Raw genomic sequence first — 19,660 nt, forward strand, 5'->3', positions numbered from 1 at the left:
GAGTGACGTAAATGACCTTGGACCGCCGTTCGATCATCATGGGGGGCGCCGGCATCGCCGCGCTCTCCGGCGCTACCGCGGGTCGGGGGGGGCCCGGCGGACCGGAGGTTTCCGGGGGCTGGGTCGACGTCCGCCACCATGGCGCGGTCGGTGACGGCACGACGATCGACTCGCCCGCGATCAATCGCGCGATCGAGGCTGCGGCGGCGCGCGGTGGCGGCACCGTCCACGTGCCGGCCGGCACCTATGCATGCTACACGATCCGCCTGAAGAGCCGCGTGACGCTACATCTCGACAATGGCGCAACGATCCTTGCCGCCGCACCCAACAGCACGACCGGCTACGATCATGCCGAGCCCAATGCGTACGACGCGTTCCAGGATTTCGGCCACAGCCACTGGAAGAACAGCCTGATCTGGGGCGAGGGACTGCACGACATCGCCATCATCGGCATGGGGCTCATCTGGGGCAAGGGTCTGGGGCGCGGCGACGGCAAGGACAATTGGCTGAAGGACGCGAACGGGCCCGGCACCGGCAACAAGGCCATCGCGCTGAAGAACTGCCGCAACGTCCTGCTGCGCGACTTCAAGATCCTGGAAGGCGGCTGGTTTGCGCTGCTCGCCACGGGCGTCGACAATCTGACGATCGACAATCTGCTGGTCGATACCAATCGCGACGGCTTCGACATCGACTGCTGCCGCAACGTGCGGGTGAGCAACTGCACCGTCAACGCGCCCTATGACGATGCCATCTGCCCGAAGAGCAGCTATGCGCTCGGCGAACCCCGGATCACCGAGAACCTGACCATCGCCAACTGCCTGGTCACCGGCAACTACCGGATCGGATCGGTGATCGACGGCAGCTGGCAGAAGATGCCGCCGTCGTTCGCCAAGACGATCCATGGCCGGATAAAATTCGGTACCGAGACGAATGGCGGTTTCCGCAACATCGCTGTCACCAACTGCATATTCGAGGACAGCCGCGGCCTCGCCTTCGAAACGGTCGACGGCGCCATGATCGAGGATGTCGTCGTCAGCAACATCACGATGCGCGGGATCGTCGATGCACCGCTGTTCCTGCGGGTCGGCAAACGGATGCGCGGGCCGCAGGGACGGCCGATCGGCACGATGCGGCGCATTCTCATCCAGAACATCGTCAGTTCGAACGCGACGTTGCTGCCATCGGTGATCGCCGGCCTTGCCGGGCATCCCGTCGAGGACGTCCGGATCAGTGACGTCTACCTGCATCATGTCGGCGGCGCGACGGCTGCGATGGCACGACTGCAGCCGCCCGAGGAGGAACTCGGCTATCCCGAGGCGACGATGTTCGGCGACTTGCCCGCCACCGGTCTGTTCGTCCGGCATGCGCGCAATCTCGAACTGAGCAATATCGAGATCGCCGTCGCGGCCGCCGATCCCCGGCCAGCGTTTGTTTTGGACGATGTCGCCGATGCGGACGCGTTCCGGATCAAGGTGCCGGCGGGAATCGGGTTCTCGCTGCGCGGCGTCACCGGATTTCGCAGCTTCGGCAGCCGTTCGGTCCCAGACCGCACGATCGCGGGCCCGTTCACCGGCACCGTATAAGATCACGACGCCCGGCAGGCGGCGTTCACCGCGAACGACTGCGCCACCGACTTGCCGTCGGTCGAACCGCCGGCATTAACCCGCCTGCAAACGCGCCGACAAGATCGCCGCGACGCGTGCTGCGCATGCCTGCAACGTCGATATGACGCCAGGCACGTTCAGGAGACGCGGATGGGGATCGATCGCGCAGAGCGTTCCATAGAACGACCCGTCGGCCAGAACGACAGGGAACGATGCATAGCTCTTGAACCCGTAGAGCAGCGGCGCCGGGTGGGTCAGCCACCGTTGATTGGACGAGACGTCGTCCACCACCACGGCGTTGCCGGATTCACGAATGTCGCTGCAGATCGTCGTCGAAACGCGCAGCTCATCACCGGGAGACATGCCGAAATCGATCTGATCGAGCACTTGGCAAGCAACCCAACGCGTGTCGGTAACCCGGGCCACTGCAACGAAGCCCATACCCGTCAAAGCGGCGACTTCGGCCAGGATCGTGCGGATGCCATCATCCTGGCCATCCTCCGTTACGCTGCTCACGATTTGATCAAGCATAGGCTACCCCCCCAGTTCCAGCACCTTAGCGGGATATTAGTGGAATAACCAAGCTTCGGCCAACGGCCGTATCGCTCGCCTGCTACCTCGGCTGTCGAAGATGCTGCTTGATCGTGATCGGCGCATCCGGATCTGGCGTTATTGCGTCGATCCTGTCGAGCTGCGCAATCAGATCGGCAAACGCGTCGTCGTCGTCGACGGAGAACAGCCGATGGAAGCCCGTGCCCAGGACATCCAGGTCGCGCTGAGTCAGCAGGCCTACGGCAACAATACGATCTTTGGTCAACGCTCGTCTCCCGGCCTAGGCAGGCGCAACGGGCGACGCGTCGATAAGTGCCATGCCATGCGGCGCTTCGTCGGCCTTTCGTCGTTCCAAGAAGACGGTGATCTTTGCGCTAACGGCGCGAGAGTCGAAGCCGCCAAACGAAAGGTCCCTTCTTCAGCGACTTACCGACCGCGATCTGATGACGTACCGCACAACATCGAGGGTCTAGCGCCGCTCGCCGGGTTGCACTTCGACACTGAGTACATCGGCCCATACAAGTAAGCGGTGCCAAGAATCGGCGAATACGTATCGAACTAAAGACCTGCCAAGTTTGTTAACTACAGCTCGTTATTTAGGCGTAATGACTATCGACCGACCGAATTTCAGTCAGATCGGCGCTCCGTGCAGCGTTAGCACGCGTATCGAACATGTAGGCTGTCGGTTGGAATGATACGCCTGGCCAGTCGTGGATGGTTCCGCCCTGCCCTGATTGCCCGGCGGGCCTTTAGCGGGTGGCTGGCCTGTGGATTGCTATGGAGCCTTGCCAGTGTTCCCGCCGATGCCGCGGAGCGCTGGACCGGCCTCGCCTCCACCGTGTTTCGTAATTACGGCCACGACCAGGGCATGCCGCATCCGGTCGCGACCGCATTGGTCCAGGGGCATGACGGCTTCATCTGGGTCGGCACGCAAGGCGGTCTCGCGCGGTGGGACGGCTATCGCTTCAAGGCATACAAGGCCGATCCGTCCGCGCCGGGCAGCCTGCCCGACACCTGGATCCAGACGCTCCACGTCGATTTGGCCGGCCGGCTCTGGGTGGGCACCACGTCCGGCCGGCTTGCGCGGTATGATCCCGTCCGCGACAAGTTCGATCCGGTACGGCTGGACCTGAAGCCGGGCCAGATCCATGTCGCGGCGATCGTCGATGATGGCGCCGGGGGGCTGTGGATCGGGACCGACGACGGGCTCCGCCATCTGAATGCCAACGGGCGATTGGTAGGCGTCGTGCACAGCGGCGCACGGGGATTGCCAGCCGGCCGCGCTCAGGCGGCGCTGCGCGATCGATCGGGAACGCTCTGGGTCGGCACGGCAACGGGACTGGCCCGCCGCACAGCGGAAGCGGCGGTGTTCGTGCCCATACCGCTCGGGGACGGCATGCGGGGCGTGTCGGCGCTGTTCGAGGGCGAGGACGGTCGCCTGTGGATCGGTACGGTCCGGAACGGTCTGTTCGTGATCGACCGGCCGAATGCCGCCCCCAGACCGATCGGCGCAAACGCGCACCTGCCGCCCAGCGCGGTCTCCGCGATCCGCGCGGCCGGACCGCATGAGATATGGGCCGCACTCCGCAGTTCCGGCCTCGTGTCTGTCGACACGTCGACAGGCTCGACAACGCTTATCCAGCATGACCGGACCGTGCCGACCAGCCTCGCGCACGACGACGTCTGGGCCCTGCTGCGCGACGACGCGGGCTCGATGTGGGTCGGGGGCACCGGCGGACTGAGCTATCGCCCTCGCACTTCCGGTCTGATCACTACCGTCTTCGGTGCGCAACAGCGCCCTGGGGCGATGAGCGCAAGCGATGTCGTGTCGATCCTCGCGACGCATGACGGCCATGTCTGGATCGGGTATATCGACGGCGGGGTCGACGTGATCGACCCCCTCCGCGGCAAAATCGCGGCGCTGCGACCCAGCCGAGCGTCACCGGACAGATCCCTTCCGCAGGAGACCGTATTCTCCATGGTCGAAGGACCTGGTGGCAGAGTCTTTATCGGTACCCGCCGCGGTCTCTACGTCTCGAACCTGGCGGCGCAGCAAGTCCGGTTGCTTGCGCCGAAGGGCCGCGATCCGCACAATCCAGTCAACGCGCTGCTCTACGACGCCGGCGTGTTATGGGTCGGCGGCGAATATGACGGGATCTGGGGTATCGTGCCGGGCGAGACGGTGCAGGCAACCGACAGGACCGTCTTCACGCCTTTGGATACGGCGAAGCTGACCAACCCTAACGTCAACTTGCTGCTGCGCGGTACACACCGCGATATATGGGTCGGCACCCGGGACGGGCTCAACCGGATCGACCTGGTCACCCACAGGATCGAGGCGATCCCGTCCGACCAAGCCGATCCACACGCCCTGCCGGCCGGTTTCGTCTCGTCGTTGCAGTTCGATCGAGCAGGACGGCTATGGGTCGGCACGTTTGGCGGCGGGCTTGCAGTCACGACCGGACGTGACGCTCGCGGCCGGTTGCGGTTCCGCCGCTTCGGCGTGGCCGATGGCCTGCCGCATTTCAATGTCGACAGCCTCTCGCTCGACGGCATGGGCATTCTCTGGGCCGGTACGGACGACGGGCTTGCCCGTATCGACCCGAACACGATGAAGATCCGGGCGGTGAGGCCAGCCGATGGCGGAGTGTTGCGGGACTATTTCGTCGGCGCACGCGGTTCGACCGCTGCAGGCGAGGCCCTGTTCGGCGCCAAGGACGGGTTCACGATCGTGCGCCCCGGCATGCCCCCGGCCTGGCGATTCCGACCCAGGATCGTGATCACCGATTTGCGGGTCGGCGAGAACTCCGTTCCGGTCGGACCGTACAACGATGCGCGCATGCCCGCGCAGCTTGTCCTCACGCCCGAGACGAACACCCTGACCGTCGAGTTCTCCGCACTGGACTTCACCGCACCCGAGCACAACCGCTTCGCCTATCGGCTGGACGGGTTCGACGAGCACTGGACCGAAACCGATCCGAGCCGGCGGTTGGCGGCGTACACGAACCTGCCGGCGGGCGACTACACGCTGCGACTGCGCGGGTCCAACCGCGAAGGACTATGGACGGAGCGGACGCTGGCGTTGCGGATCAGCGTGCTGCCGGCCTGGTATCAGCACCTCTGGTTCCGGCTGGCGCTGGTCGCGCTGCTGGTGCTGGCGATCCTGGCGCTGGTCCGATGGCGAACAGCCCATCTTCGCCGACGGCAAAGGGAACTCGAGCGCCAGATCGTGGAACGAACCATCGATCTCAGCGCGGCCAACGATCGGCTGACGCAACTCGCCCAGAGCGACGTGCTGACCGGCTGCGCGAACCGACGTCATCTCCTCGAGCGTGCCAACGAGATGATCCTGCTCGCGGCCCGCCACGATATGTCGCTCAGCCTCGCGGTGCTCGATCTCGACAATTTCAAGGGCATCAACGACGTTTGGGGTCACCCCGGCGGCGATGCCGTGCTGGCGGCTGCCGGGTCCCTGCTGCAGCAGCATGTGCGGTCGACCGATATCCTCGGACGGATCGGCGGCGAGGAATTCGCGCTGCTGATGCCGCACACGACGGCGCAGGGCGCGCGCCTGCTCGCCGACCGGGTACGGCAGGCGCTCAGCGATACCGGGGTCCCGGTCGACGCCGGCGAGATACGCGTCACCGCCAGTTTCGGCATAGCCGAGCTTCGCGCCGGCGAGGACTATGACGGTCTCTACGCCCGCGCCGATGCCGCGCTCTATGCCGCCAAGAATATGGGGCGAAACCGGGTGGAGATCTGTGTTCAGACAGAATTCGCCCGGATACCTGAAAGTGCGAACGACGATGGTATCCCGCTCCAGAGCGTTGTGTCCGCCAGTCAGGCGTATCTCTCCGTCGAACCGCTCGCGACGGTCGTCCTGAGTTAGCCGGGATCCAAAGGCAGGCGATCCCTGTCCCGTAGCAGATGGCATTTTTGAAGCCGCACCGCGACATTCGCAAACCCGTGCAGGCTACCGCGCCAATGTCCGTCGCCCGATCGCCGACAGACTGCGGAATGTGATCGACCACCGCGGTCGTTCCATCGCGATTATGCTGTGTTCCCAATCATGGCGAGCGGGACCGCTGAGATGATACGCGGCGCGCGGATCGAGTGGCGCCGAGGCCCGTTCGAAACCATCCTCGCGTCGACGCCTGAAGCGCATCGTTGCAGGTTCGCCGAGCGAGATACCGATGACATCCTCGTAGACCGGCCGATCGCGATGCCAGCCGATCCCCGCGCCGGGATCATACCGGATCAACAGGGCCTGGATCAGCAGGGTCGAATCCAGTCCGGCAAAGCGTGCCGCGCGGTCCCGGATCGGCAACAGCCATTCGGGAAGCGGCGCCGCGGCAACCGGACGCCCCGCCTCGAAGTCATAAGCCCAGCCGAATGAGGTGGTGAGACGCTTGCCCGTCCAGCCCTGGAACTTGAACGGCGTGGGACCGGTCGCATCGATCTGCTCGATCAGCATCCGCTCCTCGTCGCGATCGACGATGTCGGGTTGCGTTCCCAGGCCTGGCAGGCGCGGCGTATCGAACAGGTCGAGCATCATGCCGCCACGGGCTCTGCGAAGATCGCCAATTGCCCGCCGTCTCGCTCGGGCACCTCGGCAAAGTTCGAAACCGTGACGCCAACCAGCCTGATGCCCTTGGCGGCGGGAAATACCGAGCGCACGAGATCGACGGCGGCCTGCCGCAAATGCTCTCGGGTCATCACGACGATTGGCTGGCTACGGCTGCGGGTAACCTGCTGGAAATCGGCATATTTGATCTTCACGGTGACCGTGCGACCAAACGCCTGACGGCGTTCGCACCAGCTCCACACATCGTCCGCCATGTTCAAGACGCCTGCCTCGATCTCGCTCTCGTCGGTCAGATCGCGGTCGAACGTGGTTTCCGATCCGGACGACTTGCGGACGCGGTTCGGATTGACGGCGCGCTCATCCTGCGCCCGGGCGATGCCGTAATACCATTCGGCGGAGCTACCAAAATGGCGTCGCAGGAAATCCAGTGATTGCGCGCGAAGGTCGGCCCCGGTCTCGATACCGAGCCGCTTCATCTTGGCTGCGGTCACCGGACCGACCCCGTAGAACTTTCCGACCGGCAGTGTCTCGACCCACGCCGCCCCCATGTCCGGCGTGACCGCGAACTGCCCGTTCGGCTTGCGGTGATCGGACGCGATCTTGGCCAGGAACTTGTTGTACGAGATCCCGGCCGATGCCGTCAGTCCGGTCGCGCGCAATATGTCCGCGCGGATCGCCTTGGCGGTGATCCAAGCGGTCGGCAGGCCCGCCTTGTTACCGGTGACGTCGAGATACGCCTCGTCGAGCGAAAGCGGCTGGATCAGATCGGTATAGCGCCCGAACACCGCATGGATTTGCCGCGACACCTGCTGATAGACTTCGAACCGAGGCGGCACGAAGATCAGGTTCGGACAGCGTCGCAGCGCCGTCACCGAGGGCAAGGCGGACTTCACCCCGTATTCGCGCGCTTCGTAGCTGGCTGCCGCTACAACGCCCCTGGCACCGGGATGGCCGACCGCAACCGGCAGGCCGCGCAACGCTGGATCGTCCCGCTGCTCCACGGACGCGAAGAACGCGTCCATATCGACGTGAATGATCTTGCGGATGGGCTCGGCGACCATCGCCAAGCCATAGCGCAACCCGAACGAAAAGGGAACGTCGAACGCGCTGCTCGGATGTGTTGCCATCGGAAAACCATCCGCAACCGATCATTAAAAGCCGCATGCCGCATGACCATATCACCGATGGGACGGAGTATGGTTCGACCGGCCCGGGAGTTTAGCTGTGGAAAAGATCGGTTTTGGCGGCGGGTGCCATTGGTGCACCGAGGGCGTCTTCCAAGCGCTACGAGGCGTCGATCAGGTCGAGCAGGGCTTCATTCAGTCCGAAGTCCCCTCCGACTCATGGGCGGAAGGCGTCGTGGTGCATTTCGATCCCGCGATCATCAGTCTGCGAACCTTAGCCGAGGTTCATCTGCGAACGCATTCAGCGAGCGGGATCTACTCGCCGGGCGGCCGGTATCGCAGCGCGGTCTACGTTTTGGGCGCTGATCAACGCGAGGAAGCCGCGCAGACGATCGCCGCGTTCGCGGGAGACACGAACGGACCGGCGAGAACGATGGTGCTGCCGTTGCTCGGTTTCCGGCCTTCGGACGCGCGTTACCAGAACTACTACCGGACCGCCCCGGACAGGCCATTCTGCCGCCGCTATATCGACCCGAAACTCGACTATATCAGGCGGCATTTCGCGGACATCGCGCTACCGGCAACGACACGCGATTCGGGCTGAGCGATATCGCCAGACGGGGCGGTGTCGACTGGTTTTACCCAGCGGTACGGTCAGACGTCAGCCTGCATTTCCATGCGTTTCCGGCGGTCCGTCGTTCAGCGACCGAAGCTGCGCTTCGCGTACCGGGTCACCGTCGCCGTGCGGGACGGGAACGTCGATCGGACTGTTCGGCGTTTGCCCGCCGCTGGTCCTTCCCGACCCGCTGAGACGATCCGCGGCATCGGCGCCCCCCAACCCGCCACAGCCGGGCGTCCTGTCCATCTGCGCATCGTCCAGAACCGTTGCCGCGGTGTCGGCGTCGTTCGGCTCTGGCTTGGTATCGTCGGGTGCAACGTTCGGCTGTTCGGTCGCCATGTCGATCTCCTCTAGCTGGTCCTAGAACCCACGAGACAACCATATTCTCCCGCCAGTTTCGCGACTTTTTTCGGCTCCCGATCAACAAGTTGTCCGTACCCATGAGGGTGGCGGCGAACCCCGGACATGGCCGTCGGTCCGCCGAAACCAGATGCGCTGCCGCGTCACTCCGTCTTGGTCTTACGATAATCGAGCGGCGGCTTGCGATCGCCGAGCATCGCCTTGTAGATGAAGTTCGGCCCTCTCCGCGTCTCGAACTCCGCCTTTGCGGACGCGATCTCCGACGGGTTTCGGAAGAGCTCCGCGGCCGTCAGTGCCAGTGTCTTGGTGGCGACGATCGCTCCCTTCACACCGATAGTCGAACCAGCCGCGGCGACGTTCTGCCAGCTATGTCCCGCAGAGACCGGCACGAAGGTCGCCGTCGACAGCCCGACCGTCGGCGTGACCCAACTGACGTCCGACACGTCGGTGGACCCACCGATCGCCTTTGTCTCGAGCCGCGCCGAGCGCGGTCGAAAAGCATATCATGAAGGCCATCGAGCGACTCGCAGGTTCACTTCTCTGATGACCCTGCCCCGGTGACGCATGACGCCGCAGCGCAGGCGGCGTCATGGTATGCTATCGGCGTACGGGATTGCGCACGTGACAACGAAAAACAAAGCGCGCTTGGTCCTCGCGTCCAACTGAGATTGCGCTGCCGACTTCCACCGGGCGCGCAGCAATGCTCTAAGCGGATCATGATCATCGCCCGCCTACCGAAGTTGCTGACCGTAATCGCGGCGTTCGCCGCGACGCCGCTCGCCGCACAATCAACCTTCGACCAGGTCGATCCGATGATCGGCACGGGAGGCGAAGGGCACACCTTCCCCGGCGCGGTCGCACCGTTCGGCATGGTGCAGCTCAGCCCCGATACCGATACCGGCCATGTGATTCGCGACAGCTACAAATGGGCGGCCGGATACCGTTACTCCGATCCGACCATCGAGGGCTTCTCGACCACCCATTTTTCGGGCGCCGGGCATTCCGATCTCGGCGATTTCCTGGTGATGCCGGTATCGGGCGATATCGTGCCGCTGGAGCCGGGCGATGCGGCCAAGTCCGGGCCGGGATATCGCTCGCGGTTCAGCCACGCGAGCGAAGTCGCCAAACCCGGCTATTACGCTGTCACCCTTGCCGATCCCGGTATTCGCGCCGAGATGACCGCGGGTACGCGTATCGGTGTGCATCGCTATACCTTCGCGCCCGGCAAGACCGCGCACCTGGTGCTCGACATGCGGTCGTCGCTCTACAATTATCCCGGCAAGGTCTTGTGGTCGACGCTCCGCGTGATGCCCGACGGCACGCTCGTCGGTGAACGCGAAACCCGCGGTTGGGCGCCGGATCGCAAGCTCTATTTCGCGATGCGCTTCTCTGCACCGCTGACCGGGCACGCTTTCGTCAGCACCGAGAAGGACGTCGCTTACCGCGGCTTCCAGGGTCCGGGGCGCGGGACCGACGAGGTGACCGAACGCGGGGGACGTGCGCTCGTCGCGCGGCTCGACTTCGGTACAATGACGCGGCCGCTCGAGGTGAAGATCGCGATCTCGTCGGTCGATCAGGCAGGCGCGGTCGCCAATCTCGCCAGCGAACCCGGCGACTTCGACGCCATTCGCTCCCGCACGACGGCAGCATGGCGCAGCGCGCTCGGCGTGCTCAAGCTCGATGGTTCGGTCGGCATGCAGAAGAGCGTCGCCACCGCGCTGTACCACAGCCTGCTGGCGCCATCGGTCGCCGGAGACGCCGACGGCCGGTATCGTGGTCCCGACAATCAAGTGCATCACGCGACCGGCTACACGTTCCGCTCGACCTTCTCGCTATGGGATACGTTTCGCGCCGAACACCCGCTGCTGACATTGGTTCAACCGGCCAGCACCACGAACGACGTCGTACGCTCCCTCGTCGCAAGCCGTGAGAACAGCCCCGACGGCATCCTGCCGGTATGGCAGTTCCAGGGCCGCGAGACCTGGACCATGATCGGCTATCACGCTGCCGCGGTCATCGCGGATGCGTATCTGAAAGGCATTCGAGGGTTCGACGCGAACGCCGCGCTCGACGCGATGGTCGCGAGCGCGACCTATGCGCCGTATGGCGGTCTCGGCGACTATATGAAGCTTGGCTACGTGCCGATCGACCGCGAGCCCGAAGCCGCGTCAAAGACCGTCGAATACGCCTATGACGACTGGACGATTGCACGCATGGCGCGGGCCATGGGGCGTGACGACGTCGCCGTGACGTTCGAGAAACGCGCGCGCAACTGGCAGAACAGCTTCGACGCGAAGACGGGCTTCGTCCGCGCGCGTAAGGCAGACGGAAGCTTCCGCATCCCGTTCGACCCCACCGCTATAAATTACGGCTCGGATTACACCGAGGGCAATGCCTGGCAGTATAGCTGGTTCGTGCCGCAGGATCAGGCGGCATTGATCGGCGCGCTGGGCGGCGATGCCGCGACCATCGCCAAGCTCGATGCGATGTTCGATTACGACAACTCGAAACTGGACTACAGCCATGCCGAGGACATTGCCGGGCTGATCGGCCAGTACATCCACGGCAACGAGCCCAGCCATCACGTCGCGTATCTCTACGACTATGCCGGCGCGCCGTGGCGCACCCAGGCTCGACTGAAACAGATCGTCGACAGCCAATATCATCCGACACCGGAAGGTCTGTCCGGGAATGACGACCTCGGGCAGATGTCCGCCTGGCTCGTCTTCACGGCGCTGGGTTTCTACCCGGTCACGCCCGGCAGTCTGGAATATGTGATCGGTCGGCCATTCGTCGATCATGCAGTTCTGACGCTGCCCAATGGCAAGCGCTTGACCATCGTCGCGGACCAGCTCGACGACCGTCATCCCTACATCGGGTCGGTCAGCTTGAACGGTTCACCGGTAACCCACGCGTATCTGCGGCATGACCAGATCATGGCCGGCGGCGAGTTGCGCTTTGCCATGCAGTCGACGCCGAACACGGCATGGGCAGCTAGCCCGGCAGATCGGCCGTTTTCGAGCAGCCTTACGCGGTGATCCGAAGACTTGGTCGCCAGCATCCGACTGCAAATGACGACTGTCCAACCTAGGCGGTCGGGTCGGACTAGGAAAAGAGCTTCATCTCCTTCTGGCCGGCCAGCATGGAGGGGACGGTTGCAGACGGGCCGGCCCTGCCGAACAGATACCCCTGTCCATAATGGCACCCCCGATCGAGCAGATATTTGGCCTGAATTTCGGTTTCCACGCCCTCGGCGACAACTTCCATACCGAGTTTGTGGCCAAGCCCGACGACCGCGTCGATGATCGCGGCATCGTTCGGGCTCGTATCCAGGCTGCTGACGAAGCTGCGGTCGATTTTGATGACGTCGACCGGAAACGCCTTGAGGTGCGTCAGCGAGGCGTACCCCGTACCGAAATCGTCGAGCGCGATCTTCACACCCTCGCGGCTGAAGGCGTTCAGCGCCTGCGCAACCGAATCCGCACCTCGACCCAGAAATACCGTTTCGGTCACCTCGAGTTCGATACGGGACGTCGCGATCCCGGCGCGATACAAGCGTTCGAGAACGCGCGAGACGAGAGACTCGTGCCGGAACTCTGCGGGCGACAAGTTCACCGCGATCCGCCCGAATTCAACGCCGTCATCGAGCCAGCGCCGCATATCGCCGACGATCTGGGTCAGCATCCGCTCGCTTATGCTCGTCGCAAGGTCCAGGTCTTCGAATGCGGCGGCGATGGTTCCCGGCGCCTGGAGACCCAGAGTGGGGTGCCTCCAGCGCAATAGCGCTTCGAAACCACAGATCGCGTTGTCGTGCAGCGAGACCTTCGGCTGATAATACGGCACGATCCGATCTTCGCGCGCGGCGTCGCGTGCGACGCTGATCATCGAGGACCGTCTCTGAAGATCCGCGCGCATCGCCGGTCTGAAAGTCCGCAACCCGCCGCGATTGCTGGCCTTTGCGGCATAAAGCGCGATGTCGGCGGCCTTCAGAAGTTCTGCGGCATCGGCGCCGTGCTGCGGAAACACCGACCCGCCGGCTGTCGCCTGGCAATCGACGATGCGCCCTTCATACGTGAATGGCTCGCGCAATGCATCCAGCGCCGCGTGGACCTTGACGACCATGACGTCTTCGTCGGTCAGTTCGAGGATCGCGGCGAATTCATCACCGCCGAGCCGACCGACGGTGCCGCGCTTGCCGAAAAATTGGGTGAGCCGGTCCGCCAGGGTCTGGAGGAGCAAATCGCCAGCGTCATGCCCGATGGTATCGTTGGTTTCCTTCAAATGATCGACATCGAACAACACCAGCGCGACGTGCGTGCTCTGGCGAACGGCAGCGGCGATCGCGTGCTCCAGTCGGTTTACGAACGCCGTCCGGTTGGGCAGGCGCGTCATCCCGTCGTGATCGGCAGCCCATCGGATCCGGTCTTCGACGCTGCGCTCCTCGGTCACGTCGCGTATCGTCACCAGGACACGGTGCAACCGGCCCAACGGCGCCTCGATCCGCCAGCCGGCGGTCTTCATCCACCGTTCTTCGCCGGTGTCGGTGCGCCGAATGCGCACCATCGTTTCGAACCGGTAACCGCTATGACCTGCGCGAACCGCACCGATTAGGGCCAGCAGCTTCGAGCGATCGTCCGGCACCACGCAGGACAGCGCGATATCGATCGACGGTATCGCGTCGACAGGCAGGCCAAGCATCGCCTTGAACTCTTCCGACCATTCGCGCCGATCGTCGAAGGCATTATAGTCCCAGATACCGATACCCGCCGCCTGAGCGGCCAGCCGGAACCGCTCTTCGCTATCGCGCAGCGCGTGCTCGGCAACCTTGCGGTCGTGGACATCCTCGAGCGTGCCATACCAGCGAACCACCTGCCCCGAGACGTCCAGCCGAGCCACGGCACGCGCACGAACCCATCGATACCCGGTGGCGCACGTCGCCAGCCGATACTCGACGTCGATCGGCGATTTCGTCTCTACCGATATATTCCAGGCTTTCGTCGTATCTGCGACATCGTCGGGGTGGAGCTTTGTGATCCACTGATCTCCGAGCGCTGCGCCGGGGTCCGTTCCGGTCATCTCGGCCCATCGACGGCTGACACGTTCGACCCTGCCCTCGGGCGTGGCCGTCCAGTTTATCTGGGGACTAAGATCCACCGCGTACCGAGCGTCTTCGTCACGTTCGTCGGGGAGGTCTCCTGGTGAAGGAGGGGGAAGGATGTCCGTCGCCGTGTCTTCGGCCGGCAACATGTCTTCGGAAACAGGGTCTCGCGACCCCTCCCCGTTCTCGTCAGCCCTGAAGCCGTGATACCCCAGCTGATCCAAACCTGCGTCTCTCCGACCACCGTGCGTTGCTGCACGTGAACCGTTGATCGGGGGTCGCGCCTAATGAAACGTAACCAAACCATTACGGGGTGGAGCACATGCCAAAGCAGATGGAGATGGCCAACGCGTATTGATGCTCGCCTACCCGTCCGGGCGTCTCAGACGAATGCGCTGTACTTCTCGCGCCATGCCCGCACTTCCTCCTGCAGATGCGCGGGTGGAGCATCTCCCGAGATGACGAGGCGGGCGACGTCGTCTTCGGGATGCATGAGCATCTTCCTGGACCCGTCGCTGAACCAGACCGGGACCAGTTGATCGCACAGGGTGTCGAGCACCGCAGCGGCCATGCCATTCTGTATCGCTTCGCTGCCGGGGAGCGCACGGACGTTGATCGAGACGCCTTCGAGACAGTTTTGCGGCTCGCTGACGAAATTCAACGACACGATGAGACCGGACCGATCGGGCCGCGCCGCATCCGGCATGGCCGCGACCCGCCGCCAAGCGCAGAACCATGTACGGCAGATGTGGGGGCGTACGGCATGGATGCGGCACCCGCCCGCGGAAAGGTTGGCGCAGGGTGTTCCCGCAGGTTTGGTGAAATCGGGCGTATCCACGGTGAGCACGGTGCAGCATGCCGTGCAATCGCCGCAGGCGCGGTCGGCGAGGACCGGTCCCAGTAAAATGGTCTCCACGTCGGGCTTCGTGTGCATCCACGTCCGGTGCCCCTCCGCCGATTGGAAAACAAGACCCGAGGCCGATCCACGCTGCGTTCCGCCGCCTGCAACAGGTGCCGGGGCTCGGCGCTTCCCGCGCCACTTCGCGTTGGTATCGATGGAAGCAGCGTGGCTCGACCCGTATGACGTCCCCCCCCGCCCTTACGAAATATATACGTAAGCATTGCTGCACCAAACAGCTGATGCTACCGACGGTCCGACTTCGAGCCTGCTAGCGCTCTGGAGCACGGCTGCGAGCAGTACGGCCTTAAGACAAACGTCGGGAATCATGAGCTTGGATAACGAAGCACGCCGTTCGGGCGCTGACACGGGACTTGAACAGTCGGTACCAGTGACCGAGCCCGCGCCGATCGTGCAGGGTGTCGATACCCCCTCCCCGCGTCGACGCCGGTTGCGCACGCCGTTGCTGCTCGCGGCACCGATCGTCGCGGTCGTCCTCGGCCTGTTCTTCTACCTCAGCGGCGGCCGGTATCAGGAGACCGACAACGGCTATATCCAGTCGGGTCTCGTCCCCGTCAGTGCCAGCGTCAGCGGACCGGTCGTCGCGATCGCGGTCGTCAACAACCAGCGCGTGAAGGCCGGCGACGTCCTGTTCCGGATCGATCCGGCGCCGTACCAAGCCGCCGTCGACGAAGCCGCCGCCGAACTCGCCAACGCCCGTGCGCAGGTCTCGTCGCTCCGCGCCAGCTACCGCGAAGGCGAAGCGTCGCTCCAGGCCGGTCGCGACAAGCTCGCTTATGCGGACCGCGAGGCCGCCCGGCAGAAATCGCTGCTTGCCGAGGGTATCTCGTCGCAGAACCAATATGACCAGGCGGTGCTTGCCGCGCAGACCGCCCGCCAGCAGATCCAGACGTCGGTCCAGCAGAACGCGGGTGTCGCGGCCACCCTGACCGGCAGCGTCACCGCGCCGACCGAACGCCAACCCGGCGTCCAGCGTGCGCAGGCGGCACTGGAGCGGGCCACGCTCAATCTCGGCTATACCGTCGTCCGCGCGGCGCAGGCCGGCATCGTCACCAAGGTCAACCAGTTGCAGGTCGGCAGCTATGTCTCCGCATCGAAGCCAGTGTTCACGCTCGCCGGCACGCGGCTGTGGGTCGAAGGCAATTTCAAGGAAGACCAGCTCAATCACATGCGGATCGGCCAGCGCGCCACCTTCCGTGTCGACGCCTTCCCGGATTTGAAGCTCACCGGCCGGGTCGCCAGCTTCAGCCCCGGCACCGGCAACAGTTTCTCGCTGCTCCCGGCCGAGAACGCGACCGGCAACTGGGTCAAGGTCGTCCAGCGCCTGCCGATCGAGTTCAGCATCGACGCGCTGCCCAGGGACCTCCCGCTTCACGCCGGTCTCAGCGTCGAGGTCGAAGTCGACACCGGCTATACGCGGCATTTGTTCGGTGCAGCGACGCACGAGGGGGCGGCGGGCGGCCGATGACCGGCGCCTATCCGGAGCCGACCGCGCGCCGGTTCATCACCGCATCGGTCATGGCGGCAACCGTCATGAATTCGCTCGACAGCACGATCGCCAACGTCGCGCTGCCGCATATCCAGGGTAGCGTATCGGCGTCGGGCGAGGAGATCACCTGGGTCCTGACCTCGTACATCGTCGCCGCGGCGATCATGACCCCGCTGACCGGCTGGCTCGCCGGGCGGTTCGGACGCAAGCGGCTGATGCTGTGGTCGATCGTCGGCTTCACCGTCGTCTCGGGGCTCTGCGGAGTCGCCAACAGCCTCGGCGAGCTGGTCGGGTTCCGCCTGCTCCAAGGCGTGTTCGGCGCTGCCCTCGTGCCGATGAGCCAAGCGATCCTTCTCGACATCAACCCACCTGAACGCCACGGCCCAGCCATGGCGGTCTGGGGCATGGGCGCGATCCTGGGGCCGATCGTCGGCCCGGCGCTGGGCGGTTGGCTGACCGACAATCTGTCGTGGCGCTGGGTGTTCTACATCAACCTGCCGATCGGCCTGCTTGCGTTCGCCGGGCTGTCCGCCTTCCTGACCGAGACCAAGGATGCCGCGCGGCCCCGGCTCGACCTGTTCGGCTTCGCGATGCTCGCACTGGCGATCGGCTCGATCCAGCTGATGCTCGATCGCGGCCAGACCAAGGACTGGTTCAGCTCGCTCGAGATCTGCATCGAGGGCGCGATGGGGCTGTTCTTCGGCTATCTCTTCGTCGTCCACACGCTGACCGCGAAGAAGCCGTTCATCGACATCGGCATGTTCAAGGACCGCAACTTCCTGACCGGGTCGATCTTCGGGTTCTTCCTAGGCACCGTATTGTTCGGCGTGCTCGCGCTGCTGCCGACGATGCTGGAGACGCTAATGGGCTATCCGGTGGTGCTGACCGGTCTGGTCACCGCGCCGCGCGGGGTCGGCACCTTGTTGTCGATGATGCTCGTCGGTCGCCTGATCAAGACCGTCGATGCGCGGCTGCTGATCCTCATCGGGTTCGCGATCGCGGCGTACTCGCTCTACGTCATGTCGGGCTTCTCGCTCGGCATGAACGAGAACCTCGTGATCCTGTCGGGGTTCGTGCAAGGGCTCGGCACCGGCCTCGTCTTCGTGCCGCTGACGACGATCGCGTTCGCGACGCTCGATCCCAAATACCGCAACGAAGGCGCGGCGATGTTCACGCTGACCCGCAATATCGGCTCCGCGGTCGGCATCTCGGTGTTGCAGGCGCTGACGATCCGCAACGGCGCGACCGTCCATTCGCGTCTGGTCGAGGGCATCCGGCCCGACAATCCGGCAATGGCTCAAGGCTTCGACTTCGACCTGCCGAGCGCGGTCGCCGCGCTCAACGCGCAGATCAATCGGCAGGCATCGATGGTGTCGTATGTCGACGCCTTCTGGCTGCTGTTCATCCTGACCCTCGCGGTGATCCCGCTCCTGCTGTTGATGCGTGGCCCCCGCGCCGGCGCGGACGCAGGGCCGACCCTCCACATGGACTGACCCGTCATGCGCTATCTTCCCCTTCTTCTCGCCGCCAGCGCACTGGCAGGCTGCACGGTCGGCCCGAACTTCGCGCCGCCGCAGGCGCCGACGGCCACGACCTATCTCGGCGCGAACGAGCGGTCGGCGCCGTCGCCGGGAACACCGGGCATTGCGCTCGGCGCCGGCCCCGCGTCGCGCTGGTGGACCGCGTTCGGATCGCCCGAACTCGACGCGCTGGTCGACCGGGCAATGGCCAACAACCAGAGCCTCGCCGCCAGCAACGCCACGCTCGACGCGGCCCGACACGAACTGCGCGCGGTCGCCGGCCGCCGCCTGCCGCAGGTCGACGCGAACGCGCGGGTCGACCAGCAACAGGTCAATCTCGCAGGCTTCGGCTTCTCCGGCTCGAACCCGCTCGCGACCGGCGGCAACCCCGAATTCCTGCTCTATTCGGCGGGCGGCGGAGTCAGCTACGACCTCGACCTGTTCGGCGGCCTGCGTCGCCAGATCGAGCAGAGCGCGGCGCAAGTCGAGGCGCAGCAACGCCAGACCGAGGCCGCGCATCTGTCGATCGCCGGCCAGGTCGTCACGCAGGTCCTGACGATCGCCGCGATCCGCGCGCAGATCGCCACCGCCAACACGCTGCTCGCGGACGATCAGCGCAACGTCGACCTGACCCGCAAGCGTCGGACGGGCGGCGACGGCACGCTGGTGGAGGTACTCAACGCCGAGAGCCAGTACGCCGCCGACCGCGCCGACCTGCCGCAACTCGATCAGCAACTCGCCGAGGCTCGCCATCTACTGGCGACTCTGGCCGGGATCGCGCCCGCCGATCTGGGGCCGACCGACATCGACTTCGACCGGCTGACTCTGCCCGCGTCGATCCCCGTCGCGCTGCCCTCCGAGCTGGTCCACCGCCGCCCGGACATCCTCCAGGCCGAAGCCGATCTCCACGCCGCCGCGGCTGCGATCGGCGTCGCGACGGCGCGGCTCTATCCGGACATCACGCTCGGCGCGACGCTGACGCAGGGCGCACCGGGGGTCGACGGCCTCTTGAAGAACGCGTTCCGGGGTTACGACATCTTCGCCGGGCTGACCGCGCCGATCTTCCACGGCGGCACCCTGAAGGCGCAGCGCGCGGCCGCGATCGACCGCGCACGGGCAAGCGAGGCCACCTATCGCCAGACCATGCTGACCGCATTCGGCCAGGTCGCCGACGTCCTGTCCGCGATCCAGAGCGACGCACGCTCGGTTACCAACCAGAACGACTCCGTCTCGGTCGCCGATCGCTCGCGGCATTTGTCGCGCCGCAGCTTCGACGTCGGCAATTCCGGTATCCTCCAGGTGCTGGAATCGGAACGCCTGTATCAACGCTCGCGCAACGGCCTGGTGCTGGCACGTACCCGCCAACTTTTGAACGTCGCGCGGCTCTACGCCGCAACCGCGGGCGGATGGACCGGGCAAGCCCCCGGCCGATGATGACGTGCGACGACAGCGGCCATCCTGGCGGTTCGGCCTCTGTAATTTTCCTGCGGTATCCGGTCTGACGCCGACCGGGCGCGCAGCTCTCAGTCGCGGGGGGCGCGTGCGATAATCGCCTGCGCCGGACGAAGCCGAGCCTTCCATATTTTTACCGAAGGATGCCCGGCAGCCAGACCGGCAAGACGTCCCTCGATCTGCACAACCTCCCGCTTGGCCGCTTCGAGCTCGGCGGGCGTCGGCGGGGGCTGGATGTTGGCGCGTGCATGTGCGCCCGTACGTCCCTTGCTTTTCGTCATCGGTGCCTGATGGCCTTTGATGCCGGCGCTGGTCAATGCGGGACGGCATCGAACAGC

Annotated in this window: 16 protein-coding genes; 8 read left to right on the plus strand and 8 right to left on the minus strand. The window is 64.9% G+C overall.

Features of this window, described 5'->3' with window-relative positions:
- Positions 1-11: 11 nt before the first annotated feature.
- Positions 12-1,583: a glycoside hydrolase family 28 protein gene (locus SJY41_RS07915; protein ID WP_380780592.1), complete on the plus strand. Its 1,572-nt coding sequence runs from the start codon at positions 12-14 to the stop codon at positions 1,581-1,583.
- Between the two features lie 75 nt (positions 1,584-1,658).
- On the opposite strand, the gene SJY41_RS07920 is transcribed toward SJY41_RS07915, so the two are convergent.
- Complete coding sequence (locus SJY41_RS07920) at positions 1,659-2,135, minus strand: GAF domain-containing protein (RefSeq protein ID WP_380780594.1); 477 nt, start codon at positions 2,133-2,135, stop codon at positions 1,659-1,661.
- Positions 2,136-2,235: 100 nt separating this feature from the next.
- Here SJY41_RS07920 and SJY41_RS07925 point away from each other — a divergent pair, with 100 nt between their 5' ends.
- The gene (locus tag SJY41_RS07925) at positions 2,236-2,682 is read left to right on the plus strand and encodes a hypothetical protein (RefSeq protein ID WP_380780595.1); all 447 of its coding nucleotides are present in this window, start codon (positions 2,236-2,238) and stop codon (positions 2,680-2,682) included.
- A 165-nt stretch (positions 2,683-2,847) separates the two neighbouring features.
- Complete coding sequence (locus SJY41_RS07930; protein WP_380780597.1) at positions 2,848-6,045, plus strand: diguanylate cyclase; 3,198 nt, start codon at positions 2,848-2,850, stop codon at positions 6,043-6,045.
- An 84-nt stretch (positions 6,046-6,129) separates the two neighbouring features.
- Here SJY41_RS07930 and SJY41_RS07935 read toward each other — a convergent pair whose 3' ends face one another.
- Positions 6,130-6,711 carry an alpha-ketoglutarate-dependent dioxygenase AlkB gene (locus SJY41_RS07935; RefSeq protein ID WP_380780599.1) on the minus strand — a complete coding sequence of 194 codons (582 nt, stop codon included), beginning with the start codon at positions 6,709-6,711 and terminating at the stop codon, positions 6,130-6,132.
- Positions 6,708-7,802, minus strand: a complete 1,095-nt coding sequence (gene dinB, locus SJY41_RS07940) for a DNA polymerase IV (protein ID WP_380784085.1) — start codon at positions 7,800-7,802, stop codon at positions 6,708-6,710. Before dinB ends, SJY41_RS07935 begins: the two co-directional genes overlap by 4 nt.
- 163 nt (positions 7,803-7,965) lie before the next feature.
- On the opposite strand from dinB, the gene SJY41_RS07945 reads away from it, so the two are divergent.
- Positions 7,966-8,469, plus strand: coding sequence for a peptide-methionine (S)-S-oxide reductase (locus SJY41_RS07945; RefSeq protein ID WP_380780602.1), 504 nt, complete (start codon positions 7,966-7,968; stop codon positions 8,467-8,469).
- Between the two features lie 57 nt (positions 8,470-8,526).
- Here the strand turns inward: SJY41_RS07945 and SJY41_RS07950 are convergent, their stop codons facing one another.
- Both SJY41_RS07950 and SJY41_RS07955 read right to left on the minus strand, forming a co-directional pair.
- Entirely contained in the window at positions 8,527-8,823 is a 297-nt protein-coding gene (locus tag SJY41_RS07950) for a hypothetical protein (RefSeq protein WP_380780604.1), read from the minus strand.
- A 164-nt stretch (positions 8,824-8,987) separates the two neighbouring features.
- Positions 8,988-9,287 (minus strand): hypothetical protein, encoded by a 300-nt coding sequence (locus SJY41_RS07955; RefSeq protein ID WP_380780606.1) that lies wholly within the window; start codon positions 9,285-9,287, stop codon positions 8,988-8,990.
- 273 nt (positions 9,288-9,560) lie between these two features.
- On the opposite strand from SJY41_RS07955, the gene SJY41_RS07960 reads away from it, so the two are divergent.
- Positions 9,561-11,882, plus strand: a complete 2,322-nt coding sequence (locus SJY41_RS07960; protein ID WP_380780607.1) for a GH92 family glycosyl hydrolase — start codon at positions 9,561-9,563, stop codon at positions 11,880-11,882.
- Positions 11,883-11,949: 67 nt separating this feature from the next.
- Here the strand turns inward: SJY41_RS07960 and SJY41_RS07965 are convergent, their stop codons facing one another.
- Entirely contained in the window at positions 11,950-14,091 is a 2,142-nt protein-coding gene (locus tag SJY41_RS07965) for a putative bifunctional diguanylate cyclase/phosphodiesterase (RefSeq protein ID WP_380780609.1), read from the minus strand.
- Between the two features lie 233 nt (positions 14,092-14,324).
- Positions 14,325-14,876, minus strand: coding sequence for a YkgJ family cysteine cluster protein (locus tag SJY41_RS07970; RefSeq protein WP_380780610.1), 552 nt, complete (start codon positions 14,874-14,876; stop codon positions 14,325-14,327).
- Between the two features lie 292 nt (positions 14,877-15,168).
- Between SJY41_RS07970 and SJY41_RS07975 the strand changes: the two genes are divergently transcribed.
- The 3 genes from SJY41_RS07975 to SJY41_RS07985 are packed head-to-tail and all read left to right on the plus strand — an operon-like array spanning position 15,169 to position 19,304.
- Complete coding sequence (locus tag SJY41_RS07975; protein WP_380780612.1) at positions 15,169-16,329, plus strand: HlyD family secretion protein; 1,161 nt, start codon at positions 15,169-15,171, stop codon at positions 16,327-16,329.
- The gene (locus SJY41_RS07980) at positions 16,326-17,843 is read left to right on the plus strand and encodes a DHA2 family efflux MFS transporter permease subunit (RefSeq protein WP_380780614.1); all 1,518 of its coding nucleotides are present in this window, start codon (positions 16,326-16,328) and stop codon (positions 17,841-17,843) included. Before SJY41_RS07975 ends, SJY41_RS07980 begins: the two co-directional genes overlap by 4 nt.
- A gap of 6 nt (positions 17,844-17,849) precedes the next feature.
- Positions 17,850-19,304 carry an efflux transporter outer membrane subunit gene (locus SJY41_RS07985; protein ID WP_380780616.1) on the plus strand — a complete coding sequence of 485 codons (1,455 nt, stop codon included), beginning with the start codon at positions 17,850-17,852 and terminating at the stop codon, positions 19,302-19,304.
- Between the two features lie 89 nt (positions 19,305-19,393).
- On the opposite strand, the gene SJY41_RS07990 is transcribed toward SJY41_RS07985, so the two are convergent.
- Complete coding sequence (locus tag SJY41_RS07990) at positions 19,394-19,639, minus strand: hypothetical protein (protein WP_380780617.1); 246 nt, start codon at positions 19,637-19,639, stop codon at positions 19,394-19,396.
- Positions 19,640-19,660 lie beyond the last annotated feature (21 nt).

Origin of the sequence: Sphingomonas sp. R86520 (genome assembly GCF_042466285.1) — a bacterium.
In the GTDB taxonomy this organism is placed as follows: Bacteria; Pseudomonadota; Alphaproteobacteria; order Sphingomonadales; family Sphingomonadaceae; genus Sphingomonas.